Genomic DNA, 15,446 nt, shown 5'->3' on the forward strand with positions numbered 1-15,446 from the left:
GACCCGATCAACCTGAAGGAGACGGCATGACCGCCATCCAGAAGAAGCCGACCAACCCGATCGCCCACCTCACCCCGGAGGACATCGAGAACATCGGCCGGGAGCTCGACGCCATCCGGCAGGAGGTCATCGACTCCCGCGGCGCGTCCGACGCGGCGTACATCCGCGGCGTGATCAAGACCCAGCGCTCGATCGAGCTCGGCAGCCGCGCGGTGCTGCTGTTCAGCGCCTTCCCGCCCGCGTGGCTCCTCGGCACCGCCGGGCTGAGCATCTCGAAGATCCTCGAGAACATGGAGATCGGGCACAACATCCTGCACGGCCAGTGGGACTGGATGCGCGACCCCAAGATCCACTCGACGACCTGGGAGTGGGACTCCGCGACCCCGGCCGAGCAGTGGAAGCACAGCCACAACGAGCTGCACCACACCTACACCAACGTGATCGGCAAGGACAACGACCTCGGCTACGGCATCATGCGCGTCGACGAGGACCAGCCGTGGCACCCGTTCCACCTCGGCCAGCCGCTGTGGAACTTCGTGAACATGCTGTTCTTCGAGTACGGCATCGCGGCCTACGACCTCGAGCTCGGCGCCACCATGAAGAGGAAGGGCACCAAGGACCCGGAGTTCCGCAAGCGCGCGAAGCAGGTGCTGGCCAAGATCAAGAAGCAGGCCACCAAGGACTACGTCGTCCACCCGCTGCTGTCGCTGCCGACCGGCTCCTTCCTGCCGACCGTGGCCGCGAACTTCGTGGCCAACACCGTGCGCAACGTGTGGAGCCACTCGGTCATCATCTGCGGCCACTTCCCCGAGGGCGTCGAGACCTTCGAGAAGCGCTCGATCGACGGCGAGTCCCGCGGTGACTGGTACGTCCGGCAGATGCTCGGCTCGGCCAACATCTCCGGCCCGAAGCTGATCCATATCATGACCGGCAACCTGAGCCACCAGATCGAGCACCACATCTTCCCGGACCTGCCGAGCAACCGGTACGCCGAGATCGCGCCGAAGGTGAAGGCGCTGTTCGAGAAGTACGACCTCAACTACCACTCGGCCCCGATGCACAAGCAGGTCGCCAGCGCCTGGCACAAGGTCGTCCGCCTGTCGCTGCCCAACGGCTGGCTCGCGCAGACCACCCCGAAGAACGCCCCGCAGCAGCTCGCCAAGCTCTACAAGATGACCACCGGTGGTCCCCGCGTCCGTCGCGCCCTCCAGCGCGCCGCCTGACCTCCCGCCGCTCCAGCTGTAACGCGGTGTTCATGTCGCTTGGCACGCGTTTGAACACGTACTAAGTGACAAGAACACCGCGTTACAGCGGGCGGTGGTGCGACGCTTCCGCAATTGAACGGGATTCAGTAGGGTCGAGGGCGTGACCGAGCACGTCGACGTCCTGATCCTGGGAGCCGGCCTGTCCGGGATCGGCGCGGCGGCCCGGCTGACCGAGGAGCACCCGCGCCGCACGTACGCCGTCCTGGAGGCGCGGGCGGCCAGCGGCGGGACCTGGGACCTGTTCCGCTACCCCGGGATCCGGTCGGACTCCGACATGTACACCCTCGGCTACCGCTTCCGGCCGTGGACCGGGAGCCGGGCGCTCGCCGACGGGCCGTCGATCCTGGCCTACGTCCGCGACACCGCGCGGGCGTACGGCGTCGACCGCCACATCCGGTACCGGCACAAGGCCGTCGAGGCCTCCTGGGACTCGGGCGCCAAGCGCTGGACGGTGCTCGCCGAGACCCCGGACGGGCCGACGGAGATCACCTGCTCGTTCCTGTGGGCCTGCACCGGCTACTACGACTACGACCAGGGGCACGCCCCCGAGTTCGCCGGGGTCGAGGACTACGCGGGCACCGTGGTGCACCCGCAGCACTGGCCCGAGGACCTCACGTACGCCGGCAAGCGGGTCGTGGTCATCGGCTCCGGCGCCACCGCGGTCACGCTGGTCCCGGCGCTGGCCGAGGACGCCGCGCACGTGACCATGCTGCAGCGCTCGCCGTCGTACGTCGTGTCCCTGCCGGGCACCGACCCGCTGCACGAGCGGCTCTCCCGGCGGCTGCCGCCGCGCGCGGTGCACGCGATCATCCGGTGGCGCAGCATCCTGCTGGCGCAGGGGCTCTACAAGCTGAGCAGGGCCCGCCCCGCGCTGGTACGCCGCCTGGTCCGCAGCCAGGTCGTGAAGGCGCTGCCGGACGTGGACGTCGACACCCACTTCCGCCCGCGCTACGACCCGTGGGACCAGCGCATGTGCTTCGTCCCGGACGGCGACCTCTTCCGGGCACTGCGGCACGGCGCCGCCGAGATCGTCACCGACACCGTCGACCGGTTCACCCCCACCGGGCTGCGGCTCGGCTCCGGCCGCGAGCTCGAGGCCGACGTCGTCGTCACCGCCACCGGGCTCAACCTGCTCCTGGTCGGCGGGATGCGGCTCCTCGTCGACGGCGAGGAGGTGAAGCCGCCGCAGACCATGGCCTACCGGGCGATGATGCTCAGCGGCGTCCCGAACTTCGCGTTCACGGTGGGCTACACGAACTCCTCGTGGACGCTGAAGGCCGACCTCGTCGCCGACTACGTCTGCCGGCTGCTCGCGCACCTCGACGCGCGCGGCCTCTCCGTCGCCGTACCGCGACGCGACCCGGACGTCGGCGAGGCGCCGTTCATGGACTTCACGCCGAACTACGTGCTGCGCAGCCTCGACAACCTGCCGGTGCAGGGCGACCGGGAGCCGTGGCGACTGCGGCAGAGCTACCTCCACGACCGCCGGCAGATGCGCCGCGCGGCGATCGAGGACGGGGTCCTCGAGCTCTCCTGACCGGGACGGTTCGCGGCACCGTGGTCCGCTCGGGCCTCCCGGTGCGACAGTCCTTGTATGGGTGGCTGTGACCGTACAGACGCCGACCTCCTCAGGGAGATGGCCGGGAAGGACGAGGGCGCGCTCCGCGAGCTCTACGACCGGCACGCCACCTGGATCCACGCCCGGCTCGCCCGGCGCTGCGCGGACCCGGACGCGGTCGCGGAGGTCCTCCAGGACACCTTCATCGCCGCCTGGGACGGCGCCGCCCGATTCCGCGGCGACGGTGCGGTCGGAGCCTGGCTGTGGGGGATCGCGATCCGTCGCCTGATCAGCCGGCTGCGCCGCCGTACCGACGTCCGCCTCGGGCCGGCCCTGCTGGAACGCGACGAGTACGAGATCTCCGCCGAGGAGCAGGTGCTCCTCCGTCTCGAGAACGTCGACGTCGGCACGGCGCTCGGCCGGATCTCGCCCGAGCTGCGGGTGGTCCTCCAGCTGACCGTGATCGACGGTCTCACCACCCGGGAGGCATCCGCCCTCCTCGGCATCCCGCGCGGCACCGTGAAGTCGCGGCTGCAGCGCGCCCGCACCTCGTTGAGGGAGGAGCTCGCATGAGCACGACCTGGCACGTCGACGCGACCGCGCTCGCGTCGTACGCCGAGGGCCGGTGCGCGCCGGTCGTCGGAGCGTCGGTGGAGGCACACCTCATGGACTGCCGTGAGTGTGCCGCGGCACTCCGCGAGCTCCTGCCTCATGAACCGGTCGAGCGGGCCTGGCACGCGATCCGTGCCCACGTCGAGGAGCCGCGACCCGGCTTCGCGGAGCGGCTGATGACGCGCCTGGGCCTGTCCACCGAGACCGCCCGGCTGCTGGGCGCGGTGCCGGCGTTCCGGGGTGCCTGGCTGCTCGGGCTGTTCACGGTCCTGGTCTTCGCGGGGTTCGCCTCGCTGTTCGCCGAGGACCTCGGGCTGGCCCTGTTCCTCGTCGTGGCGCCGCTGGTCCCGGTCGCCGGCGTCGCCGTCTCGTTCGGCGGTGACGCCGACCCGGCCCACGAGCTGGTCACCGTCACGCCGTACTCGTCGCTGCGGCTGCTCCTGCTCCGGACCACCGGGGTGCTGGCGACCTCGGTCCCGGTCACCGTCCTGCTCGGTCTCGGACTGCCCGGGCCCGCCTGGCTCGCGGTCGCCTGGCTCACGCCCGCACTGGCCGGGGTCTCGCTGACCCTCGCGCTCGCGCCGTACGTCGGCACGTCCACGACCGCCGCCGTCATCGGCGGCACGTGGTCCGTGGCCGTCCTGACCGCCAACCGTCTCGGCGACCCCGTCGAGGTCGTCGAACCGCTCATGCAGGTGCTGCTCGCCGCCGTGGCGCTCGTGGCCGCCGCCGCCGTCCTGCTGCGCCACTCGTCCCTCGACCTCCTGGGGAGGCACTCATGAACACCACCACCGTCGCCCTGACCGACGTCGGCAAGTCCTATGGCCGGGCCGACGCGCTCTCCGACGTCACCCTTGCCCTCAGGCCGGGCATCACGGGCCTGCTCGGACCCAACGGAGCGGGCAAGACCACGATGCTGCGGATCCTCGCCACGGCCCTGGCTGCCGACCGCGGCACGGTCGAGGTGCTGGGGTCCGACCCGGGCACCGCGACCGGTCGGACCGCCGTACGCCGGCGCCTCGGCTACGTCCCGCAGGAGACCGGGTTCCCGCGCGGGTTCACGGCGTTCTCGTTCCTCGACTACCTGGCAATCCTCAAGGAGTGGTCGGACGCGGAGACCCGGCACGCCGAGGTACGCCGCGTGGTCGAGCTGGTCGACCTGACCGACGTCGCCCCCAAGCGGGTCTCGGCGCTGTCGGGCGGCCAGCGGCGCCGGCTCGTGCTGGCGCAGGCGATGATCGGGCAGCCGGACCTGCTGGTGCTCGACGAGCCGACCACCGGTCTCGACCCGGCCCAGCGCGGGCGGCTCCGCGACGTGCTGGGCCGGGCCGGGGAGTCGGCCACCGTCCTCATCTCGACCCACCAGACGGAGGACGTCGCGGCCCTCTGCGAGCGGGTGGTGGTGCTGGACGGTGGCCGGGTGCTCTTCGACGGCGCGGTCACGGACCTGGTCCGTCAGGCCACCGGCCGGGTGTGGATGGCCGATGACCGGCACCCGGCGGCGCAGCACGCGTGGCGCACCGGGACCGGACGGGTCCGCAACGTCGGCGACCCGCCGCCGGACGCCGAGCTGATCGAGCCCGACCTCGAGGACGCCTACCTCCTCCTCGTCGGCGACGCCGCGCACGACGCAGGACTGGAGGCCGTGTCATGAGCGCCGGACTGATCCACGCGGAGTCCCCGGCCCCCGCCGCCGTGGCGGACGGACGTGCCACCCTGCTCGCCCTGGCCCGGGCCGACGCCCGGCGGTACGTCCGGCACCCGCTGTTCGTGCTGCCCTGCGCGGTGGTCCTGGTCATGGTGGTCGCCAGCGTCGTCCAGCGCGACGGCGGCGGAACGGACCCGATGTTCGGGACGATGATGATCGCGTTCTTCTTCGGGGTGTTCGGCTTCCTCGTCGCTCATCGGCTGACCAACTCGATGCTGCGCACCCGCGAGCTGGCCGGCGTCCTGCCGGTCGGCCGGCAGGTGCGGACCCTCTCCCTGTGCCTTGCCTGCCTCGTCTCGGCCGCCGCGGGCACGGCGACCGTCGGCTTCATGCTCGTCACGGCGGCGTTCTGGCCTCCGGACGGAGAGCCGTCGAGCCTGCCGGTGGCGTGGTTCGGGGACTATCCGGCGAGCACGGTCCTGCCAGCTCTCATCGCCATGGGACCCGTGGCCGCGCTCGGCGGCCCGCTGCTGGGCGTGGTGGTCGCGCGCTGGATGCCGTTCCGCGGATCCGGGCTCCTCGGGGTGGTCGTCCTCGTGGTCGCCACGGCGATCCCCGCCAGCGACTCCCGCGGGAGCGACATACGCCTTGCGTCGGCCTGGCCCGTGCTGATGGACGAGCACGTGGACCCGGACACCGAGCAGATCATCAGCACCACGTTCGTGCCCGGGATCACGCCGGGCTGGGCGCTCGGCTGGGTGCTGTGCCTGTGCGGCCTGGCGGTGGTGGCGGCCCTGCTCCGCGACCCCCAGCACCGGCGTCCGCTGCTCTTCGCCGGCGCGGGGCTGACGCTGGCCGCGGCGGCCTGCTACGCCCTGGCCCTGGCCTGAGGTGGCGCCATGACCATGGTCGACAGGACGGCGCTCGCCAGGACGCCCTGGCCGGTCGCCGCCACCGGGCTCGCCTCGAGCGTCCTGGTGCTGGCGATCGCGGCCAGGTGGCCGACGTCGGCGGCCCTGCCGTTCGTGGGACGCATGGCGGAGCTGGCCCTGGCCGGCTGCGCGGCGTACCTCCTCGACGACGCGGCCGCGCCGCTCACCGGCGTCGCCCCGCAGGGTCCGTGGCGGCGCCGGGCCCCGGTCCTGCTGACGGGCGTCGTGCTGATCGCCCTGGCCTGGCTCGGCCTGCTGGCGATCCTGGGCTGGCGCGACGTCCGGCCACCGGTGCCGGAAGCGTCCGCCGAGCTGGTCGTGGCGGGCCTCGTCGCCGTGGCGCTCGCGACCTCCCTGATGCGGCTCGGCGACCCGGAGCCAGGCGTCGTGGTGGCGCCGGTCGTGGCCCTGTCCGGCGTGGGACTGCTCGTCATCGAGGGCCTCGTCCGCTCGCCGGTGTTCCTCACCTCCACGGACCCGACCGCCGGGCTGGTGACCGGCTGGGTCGCGGTCGGCTCGGCCGCGGGCGCGGTCGTCCTCCTCACGCCGCCGGGCGCGCCCTCGCGGAGACCTGTGCCCGACGTCACCCCGTGGCGGAAGCGGCGATCCGGGGTCGGGTGAACTAGGTTGGGGGCAGCCGGCCCGTCCAGTCTTGCCCCGGGCCGAGGGCGTCCCCGACCACGGTGCCGACCATCGTGTCGACCACAGTGCCGAGGACGCGCGCCCGCCCAGCGGCGCACCCGCCCCTCCCGCCACCCGCGGGAACGCGTTGGTGAGACACCAACGGATAGCGAATCACCTTGTCTTCTTCGTTCGCCGACCTCGGCGTCCCCTCGTCCCTTGCCCGCGTCCTCGACGACCTGGGCATCACCACCCCCACCCCGATCCAGGCCGCGACCCTGCCGGACTCGCTGGCCGGCCGCGACGTCCTCGGCCGCGGCCGCACCGGCTCCGGCAAGACGTTCGCGTTCCTGCTGCCGCTGGTCACGCGGCTCGCCGCCGGCGGACGTCCGCCGCGCCCCGGCGCCCCGCGTGCGCTCGTGCTCGCCCCGACCCGCGAGCTGGTCGGACAGATCGAGGCCGAGCTGGCGCCGCTGGCGGCCGCCGCCGGCCTCTCCTCCCAGACCGTCTTCGGCGGCGTCGGCCAGAACCCGCAGGTGCGTGGCCTCTCGCGCGGCGTCGACATCGTGCTGGCCTGCCCCGGCCGGCTCGAGGACCTGATCGGACAGGGCCACTGCACGCTGCGCGACGTCGAGATCACCGTGCTCGACGAGGCCGACCACATGGCCGACCTCGGCTTCCTGCCCGCCGTACGCCGGCTGCTCGACCAGACCCCGCGCGGCAGCCAGCGGCTGCTGTTCTCCGCGACCCTCGACAACGCCATCGACGTGCTCGTCCGCCGCTACCTGCGGACCCCGGTCACGCACGAGGCGGACTCCGCGCAGTCGCCGGTCGCGACCATGAGCCACCACGTGCTGCACCTCGCCGACCGCGCGCACCGGCTCCCGGTGCTGCTCGACCTGGCCAGCGCGCCGGGCCGCACCGTGGTGTTCACCCGGACCAAGCACGGCGCCAAGGCGCTGGCCCGGCAGCTGAACAACAACGGCGTCCCGTCCGTCGACCTGCACGGCAACCTCAGCCAGAACGCCCGGACCCGGAACATGGAGGCCTTCCACTCCGGCCGGGCGACCACGCTGGTGGCCACCGACATCGCGGCCCGCGGCATCCACGTCGACGACGTGGCGCTGGTCGTGCACGCCGACCCGCCGGTCGAGCACAAGGCCTACCTGCACCGGTCCGGGCGGACCGCACGGGCCGGCGCCGAGGGCACCGTGGTCACGCTGATGACCGACGACCAGGTCCGCGACGTCCGCGCGCTCACCCGCGCGGCCGGGATCCGGCCGACCACCACCCGGGTCGACGGCGCCGGGCACCCGGTGCTCGGCGAGCTCGCCCCCGGCGAGCGGTCCCGGCCGGGCGGCCTGGTCGCGGACGCACCCGCCCAGCCCACCGCCGGTACGTCGACTGGCCGCGGCCGCAACCGGCGCCGCGGCGGCTCCGGCGCGGCGAGGTCCGGCAACGGCTCGGCGAAGTCCGGGTCCGGCTCGACCGGTCGCAGCGGCGGTGGCAACCGCAACCGCTCGCGCCGCGGTGGCTCCGGCGGACCCGGGAAGAGCGGGGGCCACAGCGCCGCCGGATTCAGCTCCGGGCGCCGCTGAGGGAACTCCGCGACCGGCCGGTGCGTTGGTCTCCTGCCGCCGACGACAGGAGCCTGCCCGTGCCCGTGGACCACACCTCCGAACTCGACGCCCAGCTCGACCGCCTGGTCGAGCTGGGCTACCCCGCCCTGGCCGGGACGGACGAGACGTCCTTCCGGGGCCTGGTGGAACCACTGCGCGGCCACGCCGCCGCGCTGCCCGACACCGTGCCGGCCGAGGGGCGGCTTCCGTTCGTGCTGGTGGTCACCCGTGACCTGGTGCCGCCGGAGCGCACGGTCCCGCTGCTGCGGCTCGCCGACGGGACCCGGCCGGGCCGGATCGACCGGAACCACGCCGAGGGCGACCTCGCGACGTACCACCCGCTGCCGGAGCTCGCGGTGCCGCGCGCCTCGGCGTACCTGCTCGTCGACGTGGAGCGCGGCGAGGAGTTCTGCGGCGTCCGGCCCGAGGCCGCGCTGCCGGTGATCCGGGAGCGCGGGCGCACACCGCTCACCATCGACGAAGGCATCGCCGTGGTCACCCAGGCCCCGAGCCTGCTGGCGAAGAACACGTGCTTCATGCTCTCCGGCTCGCGTCGGCACGACCGGCGGGTGCCGGCGCTGTGGATCAGCGAGCGGGCCGAAGCTCGGCTGGTGCTGGGACGGGAACCCGCACGACTGGCTCGGTGTCGCCTCCGCCGGCGACCGTCGCGCGTGATCCCGGGACAGGTGGGTACGAAACGCTCACGCCCGTGTCACGGGGAGGCTGTCGGACAGACAGGAGTAGAGATGAGCATCGGCGACAAGGCCAAGCACAAGGCAGAGCAGGCAGGCGGCCAGGCCAAGGAGACCACGGGTCGGGCCACCGGCGACCGGGACCTCGAGGCCGAGGGCAAGGCCGACCAGTCCAAGGCACACGCCAAGCAGGCCGGCGAGAAGGTCAAGGACGCCGCCAAGGAGGCCAAGGACGGCCTGAAGGGCTGACCCGCCCTCCTGCCCACGCCGGGCGCGACCACCGGACCACCGGTGTCGCGCCCGGCGTTGCGTCGTGTGGTGGACTGGAGCCCGACCGAGCCACCGGAACGGAGGGTGCCGTGCGTGCCTGGCTGCACCGGACCCTCGTCGAGATGGTCCCGCGCGACCACCGGCAGAGCATCCGCGACCTGCGGCGCCGCCAGGTGGTCACGTCGCTGTTCGTGGTCCTCGGCGCCGTGGTGCTCGGGCTGTCGCTCAACATCGAGCCGGGCAGCCCGTGGTTCTACCCCGCGACGTTCGGGCTCGCCGTCGTGTGGACGATCGGGGCGTTCGCGTCCGGGCCGCTGCACCTCGGCCGGATCGCGCACACCTCCGAGCAGCTGCGCCGTCCCGTGCTCGGGCCGATCCTGCTCGGGCTCGGCCTGGCCGCGGTGTTCGTGGTCGGCGGCCTGGTGGTCCGCGAGATGCCGTGGCTCGGCGACCAGGTGCGCAGCATCCTCGACTTCGCCGACGAGGGGTCGGTGGCGCTGCTGCTGGTGATCACGGTCGTCAACGGGATCGCCGAGGAGCTCTTCTTCCGCGGTGCCGCCTACGCCGCCGTGACCCAGTACCCGGTCGTGGTCACCACGGTGGCCTATGCCGTCGCCACCCTGGCCACGGGCAACGTCATGCTGGCGTTCGCGGCGGTGCTGCTCGGCGCCGTGGTCGGGCTCGAGCGACGCGCGTCCGGCGGGGTGCTCGCGCCGATCCTCACCCACGTCACCTGGTCGGCGACGATGCTGCTCGCGCTGCCGGTCGTCTTCGCCTGAGGCCGGCTACCAGTCTCGGCCCCGCTCCTCGAGCGCTCGGCGTACCGCCTCCTCGTAGGGGACCGGGTCGCCCGGCACGATCTCGCGGATCGACGTGTCGGTGACGACCACCTCGGTGCCCATCGAGTCGATCAGGTTGCGGCCGGTCGTGACGTCGACATCGGTGACCAGGGCCAGCCAGTACGACGAGAGCCGCGGCGTCAGCACCGGCACCTGCACGATCGGGACCCGTTTCCCGACCGAGACCAGCGACGCCTGCTGCAGCATCTCCAGGTAGGTCAGCTGGTCGGGGCCGCCGATCTCGAAGACCCGGCCGAACGCGCGCTCGTCGTCAACGACGCCCGCGAGGTAGCGGGTCACGTCGTCGAGGGCGATCGGCTGGGTGCGGGTGCTCACCCACTTCGGCACCACCATCGCGGGCAGGTTCTTGACCAGCTGCCGGGTCAGCTCCCACGAGATGCCGCCCTGGCCGACCACGATCGCGGCGCGCAGCACCGTCACCGGCACCCCGGACTCGCCGAGCAGCCCCTCGACCTCGCGGCGCGAGCGCAGGTGGGGGGAGAGGTCCTCGTCCTCGGAGCCGAGCCCTCCGAGGTAGACGATCTGGCGCACCCCGGCGTGCGCGGCCGCGGCCCCGAACGCCCGGGCCGCCTCGGCGTCGCGGCGCTCGAAGTCCGGGGAGTCGAGGGAGTGCACCAGGTAGATCGCCACGTCCACGCCGTCGAGCGGGGCGACCAGGCTGTCCGGGTCGGACACGTCGCCGCCGACCGGCTCCCCGGGGCCGTCGTACGCCTCGGGACGCCGGGTCATCGCGCGCACCCGTCGACCGTCCTCGAGGAGCGCCGGGACGAGGCGCCGGCCGACGAAGCCGGTGGCCCCGGTGACGAGCACGGTGCAGGCGGCCGGGTCGCGATGGTCGGTGTCGCGGTGGTCGGCGTCGGGGTGGTCGGGATCGGGCGCAGTCTCCTCGGCCGGTGCCATGCCGCCACACTAGCCGCGGTATGATTGATTGAACCTTCAACTGTTGGAGTCCGTCATGACGCACCTCCCTGTCCCTGCCGTCGCGTACGCCGGCGCCCGCGACGCCTCCGCCCCGCTCGTCGTGCTGCTGCACGGGCGCGGTGCGTCGGAGGTCGACATCGTCGGGCTGGCCGCCCACCTGCCGGAGGGTCCGGCGTACGCCGCGGTGCGGGCGCCGATCGCCGAGGGCGGCGGCTACGCCTGGTTCGCCAACCGGGGTATCGGTCGCCCGGTCGCCGAGTCGCTGGCCGAGACGATGGCCTGGTTCCGGGCCTGGCTGGAGGAGGTCGCCACCGAGGAGCGCCCGGTCGTGCTGGTCGGCTTCAGTGGCGGGGCGGCGTTCGCGGGCGGGCTGCTGCTCGACGACCCGGACCGGTTCGCCGGGGCTGCGGTGCTCTACGGCACGCTCCCCTTCGACGCCGGCGTCCCGGTGACGCCCGGCCGGCTCGCGGGCGTGCGGGTCTTCGTGGCGCAGGGTGAGCAGGACCGCGTGATCCCGCGGGAGCTGCTGGACCGGACCTGGGACTACCTGCACGGCGAGGCCGACGCCGACCTCACGGCGTACCGCGACGGGGGTGGGCACGGACTGACCGCGCCCGGCCTCGCGGCGCTGCGGGACTGGCTGGCCACGCTTGTGCCCCGCGTCACAGCAGGTCGCCGTTGACCACGATGACAGTGATGGTGTCACAATCGGAGGTACCCGCTCGGGGAGCGGCCGCACCGGTCCACCCGACTCACCTCCGACAGGGACGGTCATGGCAGAAGCATTCGTGTACGACCACATCCGGACACCGCGCGGCAAGGGGAAGAAGACGGGCTCGCTGCACGAGGTGAAGCCGGTCGACCTCGTGGTCGGCCTCCTCGACGAGATCCAGTCCCGCAACCCGACGCTCGACCCGCACCGCGTCGACGACGTGGTCCTCGGCGTGGTCACGCCGATCGGCGACCAGGGCGGCGACATCGCCAAGACCGCCGCGCTGAAGGCCGGCCTGCCCGAGACCGTCGCCGGCGTCCAGCTCAACCGGTTCTGCGCCTCCGGCCTCGAGGCCGTCAACCAGGCGGCCGGCCGGGTCCGCTCCGGATTCGAGGACCTGATCCTCGCCGGCGGCGTCGAGTCGATGAGCCGGGTGCCGATGGGCAGCGACGGCGGCGCCTGGGCAACCGACCCCGCCACCGCGCTCGACACCTCCTTCGTCCCGCAGGGCATCGGCGCCGACCTGATCGCCACCCTTGGCGGCTGGACCCGCACCGACGTCGACACGTACGCCGCAGAGTCGAACGCGCGCGCCGCGAAGGCCTGGGCCAACGGCTACTTCTCGGGCTCGGTGATCCCGGTCAGGGACATCAACGGCCTGACCGTGCTCGACCACGACGAGCTGATCCGGCCCGGCACCACCGCCGAGTCGCTGGCCGGCCTCAAGCCGTCGTTCGCCTCGATCGGCCGGGACGCCGGCTTCGACGACGTGGCGCTGGAGAAGTACCACTGGGTCGAGCGGATCGACCACGTCCACCACGCCGGCAACTCCTCCGGGATCGTGGACGGCGCCGCACTGATGGCGATCGGCACCGAGGAGATCGGCGCCGAGCTCGGGCTTCGGCCGCGGGCCCGGGTGCTGGCCACCGCGGTCTCCGGGAGCGACCCGACGATCATGCTCACCGGCCCGGCACCGGCCGCCCGCAAGGCGCTGGCGAAGGCCGGGCTCGAGGTCGCCGACATCGACCTGTTCGAGATCAACGAGGCGTTCGCCGCGGTCGCCATGCGGTTCATGCAGGACATGGGCATCAGCCACGAGATCACCAACGTCAACGGCGGCGCGATCGCGATGGGCCACCCGCTCGGCGCGACCGGCGCGATGATCCTCGGCACCCTGATCGACGAGCTCGAGCGGCGCGACCAGCGCCGCGGCCTGGCCACGCTCTGCGTCGGCGGCGGCATGGGCATCGCCACCATCGTCGAGCTCGTCTAGCCGTCCCCGTTGAGTTGCGCCTCCCGGGCGCTTGAATCGCGCCTCCCTTGCGCGCGACCCGGAGCCAGGCGCAACTCAACGGTGAGGGAGGCGCAACTCAACAAGACTTGATCCACGAACGAAGGACACCGATGAGCACCGAGAGCACCGTCCAGAGCGCGGTCCGCTACGACCGGGACGCCGACGGCATCGTCACGCTGACCCTCGACGACCCGACGGCCAGCACGAACACCATGAACGACCTCTACCGCGACGCGATGGTCGCCGCGGTCGACCGCCTGTACGCCGATCTCGAGGACGAGGCGACCGGGGTCACCGGAGTGGTGATCGCCAGCGCCAAGAAGACCTTCTTCGCCGGCGGCAACCTCAAGCTGATGAGCCAGGCGACGCCGGCCGACGCCGCCGACGTCTTCGAGTCCTGCGAGCGGATCAAGGGCGCGCTGCGCCGGCTCGAGCTGCTGCCGCGCCCGGTGGTGGCCGCGGTCAACGGCGCCGCGCTCGGCGGCGGCTTCGAGATCTGCCTGGTCGCCAACCGGCGCATCGTCGTCGACGACCCGAAGGCTCTGGTCGGCCTGCCCGAGTCCACCCTCGGCCTGCTCCCCGGCGGCGGCGGCGTCACCCGCGTCGTACGCCTGCTCGGCCTGCAGACCGCGCTCATGGACGTGCTCCTCCCCGGCACCCGGTTCAAGCCGCAGCAGGCGCTGGAGAAGGGCCTGGTCGACGAGCTGGTCGCCACCCGCGAGGAGCTGGTCCCGGCCGCGAAGGCGTGGATCCTCGCCCACCGAGACGACGCCGAGGCCGCGCAGAACCCGTGGGACCGCGAGGGCTACCGCATGCCCGGCGGCACCCCGAGCAGCCCGAAGCTGGCGCCGTTCCTGCCGGCGTTCCCGGCGCTGCTGCGCAAGCAGACCAAGGGTGCGGTCTACCCGGCGACCCGCGCGATCCTCTCGGCCGCGGTCGAGGGTGCGCAGACCGACGTCGACACCGCCGCCCGGATCGAGTCCCGCTACCTCACCAGGCTGGTCACCGGGCAGCAGTCGAAGGACATGATCCAGGCGTTCTTCTTCGACCTGCAGGCGATCAGCTCCGGGTCGCTGCGCCCGGACGGCTTCGAGCCGTACGTCGCCCGCAAGGTCGGCGTCCTCGGCGCCGGCATGATGGGCGCCGGTATCGCGTACTCCTGCGCCCGAGCCGGCATGGAGGTCGTCCTGAAGGACGTCGAGGTCGCGAGCGCCGAGAAGGGCAAGGCGTACAGCGCCACGCTGCTGGACAAGGCGATCGCCAAGGGGCGCTCCACCGAGGACAAGAAGGCCGAGCTGCTCGACCGCATCCGCCCGACCGCGGACCCGGCGGACCTGGCCGGTTGCGACCTGGTGATCGAGGCGGTCTTCGAGGACCCGGGGCTGAAGCAGCAGGTCTTCGCCGAGGTGGCGCCGTACGTCGACGCCGACGCGCTGCTCTGCTCCAACACCTCGACGCTCCCGATCACCGAGCTCGGTGCCGGCGTCGACCGGCCGGCCGACTTCATCGGCCTGCACTTCTTCAGCCCGGTCGACAAGATGCCGCTGGTCGAGATCATCCGCGGCAAGGAGACCTCGGACGCCGCGCTGGCCAAGGCCTACGATGTGGTCCTCCAGATCCGCAAGACCCCGATCGTTGTCAACGACAGCCGCGGCTTCTACACCTCGCGGGTGATCGGGTTCATGGTCAACGAGGGACTCGCGATGCTCGCCGAGGGCGTGCACCCGGTCTCCCTGGAGCGTGCTGCCACCCAGGCCGGTTACCCGGTGGGGACGCTGCAGCTCTCCGACGAGCTCAACATGGAGCTGATGCTCAAGATCGCCCTGGCGACCCAGGCCGCCGCCGAGCGCGACGGCACGCCGTACGACGAGCACCCGGGCACCGCGGTCAGCCGCCGGATGGTCGAGCTCGGCCGCCCGTCGCGGCTGAAGGGCGCCGGCTTCTACGAGTACGACGAGAACGGCGCGCGCCAGCGCCTGTGGCCGGGTCTGGCCGAGGAGTTCCCGGTCGCCGCCGAGCAGGTCCCCTTCCAGGACGTGAAGGACCGGATGCTGTTCGTCGAGGCGCTCGAGACCGCGAAGTGCTTCGAGGAGGGCGTGATCACCTCCGTGGCCGCCGCCAACATCGGCTCGGTCATGGGCATCGGCTTCCCGCCCAACACCGGCGGTGCCGCGCAGTTCATGACCGGCTACCAGCGCACCGACGAGCGTGGCAACGGCGTCGGCCCGATCGGGCTCGCCGAGTTCGTGGCCCGCGCCGACGAGCTGGCCGAGGCGTACGGCGAGCGGTTCCGGCCGACGGCGTACCTCCGCGACCTGGTGGCGAAGGGGGAGGGCTTCCCCGCCTGAGCGTGGGGGCCGGACCTCAGCCCGTAGGGCGGGTGCTGTTCGTGCCGGAGCTGTCGTAGGGCCGCAATTGCGGCTCTTGTGATTGATCCGTGGG

14 protein-coding genes are annotated in these 15,446 nt (G+C 72.7%); 13 read left to right on the top strand and 1 reads right to left on the bottom strand.

The genetic code is table 11. The annotated features are described in order from the left end of the window. The first annotated feature begins 26 nt into the window (after positions 1 to 26). From EKO23_RS19840 to EKO23_RS19890, 10 genes are all read left to right on the top strand, one after another. Positions 27 to 1,223: a fatty acid desaturase family protein gene (locus EKO23_RS19840; RefSeq protein ID WP_134719941.1), complete on the top strand. Its 1,197-nt coding sequence runs from the start codon at positions 27 to 29 to the stop codon at positions 1,221 to 1,223. Between the two features lie 142 nt (positions 1,224 to 1,365). Beyond that, positions 1,366 to 2,802, top strand: a complete 1,437-nt coding sequence (locus EKO23_RS19845; protein ID WP_134719943.1) for a flavin-containing monooxygenase — start codon at positions 1,366 to 1,368, stop codon at positions 2,800 to 2,802. 57 nt (positions 2,803 to 2,859) lie between these two features. Then, positions 2,860 to 3,396, top strand: coding sequence for an RNA polymerase sigma factor (locus EKO23_RS19850; protein WP_134719945.1), 537 nt, complete (start codon positions 2,860 to 2,862; stop codon positions 3,394 to 3,396). Continuing rightward, positions 3,393 to 4,217, top strand: a complete 825-nt coding sequence (locus tag EKO23_RS19855) for an anti-sigma factor (protein ID WP_134719947.1) — start codon at positions 3,393 to 3,395, stop codon at positions 4,215 to 4,217. The genes EKO23_RS19850 and EKO23_RS19855 overlap by 4 nt, the downstream gene beginning before the upstream one ends. Next, entirely contained in the window at positions 4,214 to 5,089 is an 876-nt protein-coding gene (locus EKO23_RS19860) for an ATP-binding cassette domain-containing protein (RefSeq protein ID WP_134719948.1), read from the top strand. Before EKO23_RS19855 ends, EKO23_RS19860 begins: the two co-directional genes overlap by 4 nt. Next, the gene (locus tag EKO23_RS19865; RefSeq protein WP_134719950.1) at positions 5,086 to 5,973 is read left to right on the top strand and encodes a hypothetical protein; all 888 of its coding nucleotides are present in this window, start codon (positions 5,086 to 5,088) and stop codon (positions 5,971 to 5,973) included. The genes EKO23_RS19860 and EKO23_RS19865 overlap by 4 nt, the downstream gene beginning before the upstream one ends. Positions 5,974 to 5,982: 9 nt before the next feature. Next, positions 5,983 to 6,636 (top strand): hypothetical protein, encoded by a 654-nt coding sequence (locus EKO23_RS19870; protein ID WP_134719951.1) that lies wholly within the window; start codon positions 5,983 to 5,985, stop codon positions 6,634 to 6,636. A 179-nt stretch (positions 6,637 to 6,815) separates the two neighbouring features. Continuing rightward, a complete protein-coding gene (locus tag EKO23_RS19875) occupies positions 6,816 to 8,234 on the top strand; it encodes a DEAD/DEAH box helicase (protein ID WP_134719953.1) in 1,419 nt (472 codons plus the stop codon). A 59-nt stretch (positions 8,235 to 8,293) separates the two neighbouring features. Beyond that, positions 8,294 to 9,196, top strand: coding sequence for a DUF5701 family protein (locus EKO23_RS26265; protein WP_246051204.1), 903 nt, complete (start codon positions 8,294 to 8,296; stop codon positions 9,194 to 9,196). 110 nt (positions 9,197 to 9,306) lie between these two features. Next, positions 9,307 to 9,996 (top strand): CPBP family intramembrane glutamic endopeptidase, encoded by a 690-nt coding sequence (locus EKO23_RS19890; protein ID WP_217702718.1) that lies wholly within the window; start codon positions 9,307 to 9,309, stop codon positions 9,994 to 9,996. Positions 9,997 to 10,002: 6 nt separating this feature from the next. On the opposite strand, the gene EKO23_RS19895 is transcribed toward EKO23_RS19890, so the two are convergent. Next, positions 10,003 to 10,977, bottom strand: a complete 975-nt coding sequence (locus tag EKO23_RS19895) for an NAD(P)H-binding protein (RefSeq protein WP_134719957.1) — start codon at positions 10,975 to 10,977, stop codon at positions 10,003 to 10,005. A 55-nt stretch (positions 10,978 to 11,032) separates the two neighbouring features. Between EKO23_RS19895 and EKO23_RS19900 the strand changes: the two genes are divergently transcribed. The 3 genes from EKO23_RS19900 (at position 11,033) to EKO23_RS19910 (ending at position 15,352) form a co-directional block, all read left to right on the top strand. Next, positions 11,033 to 11,680 carry an alpha/beta hydrolase gene (locus tag EKO23_RS19900; RefSeq protein WP_134719958.1) on the top strand — a complete coding sequence of 216 codons (648 nt, stop codon included), beginning with the start codon at positions 11,033 to 11,035 and terminating at the stop codon, positions 11,678 to 11,680. Between the two features lie 91 nt (positions 11,681 to 11,771). Next, on the top strand, positions 11,772 to 12,983 hold the full coding sequence (locus EKO23_RS19905) for an acetyl-CoA C-acetyltransferase (protein ID WP_134719960.1): 1,212 nt from the start codon (positions 11,772 to 11,774) through the stop codon (positions 12,981 to 12,983). A gap of 131 nt (positions 12,984 to 13,114) precedes the next feature. After that, entirely contained in the window at positions 13,115 to 15,352 is a 2,238-nt protein-coding gene (locus tag EKO23_RS19910) for a 3-hydroxyacyl-CoA dehydrogenase NAD-binding domain-containing protein (RefSeq protein ID WP_134719962.1), read from the top strand. Positions 15,353 to 15,446 lie beyond the last annotated feature (94 nt).

The organism is Nocardioides guangzhouensis (assembly GCF_004519545.1).
In the GTDB taxonomy this organism is placed as follows: Bacteria; Actinomycetota; Actinomycetes; order Propionibacteriales; family Nocardioidaceae; genus Nocardioides; species Nocardioides guangzhouensis.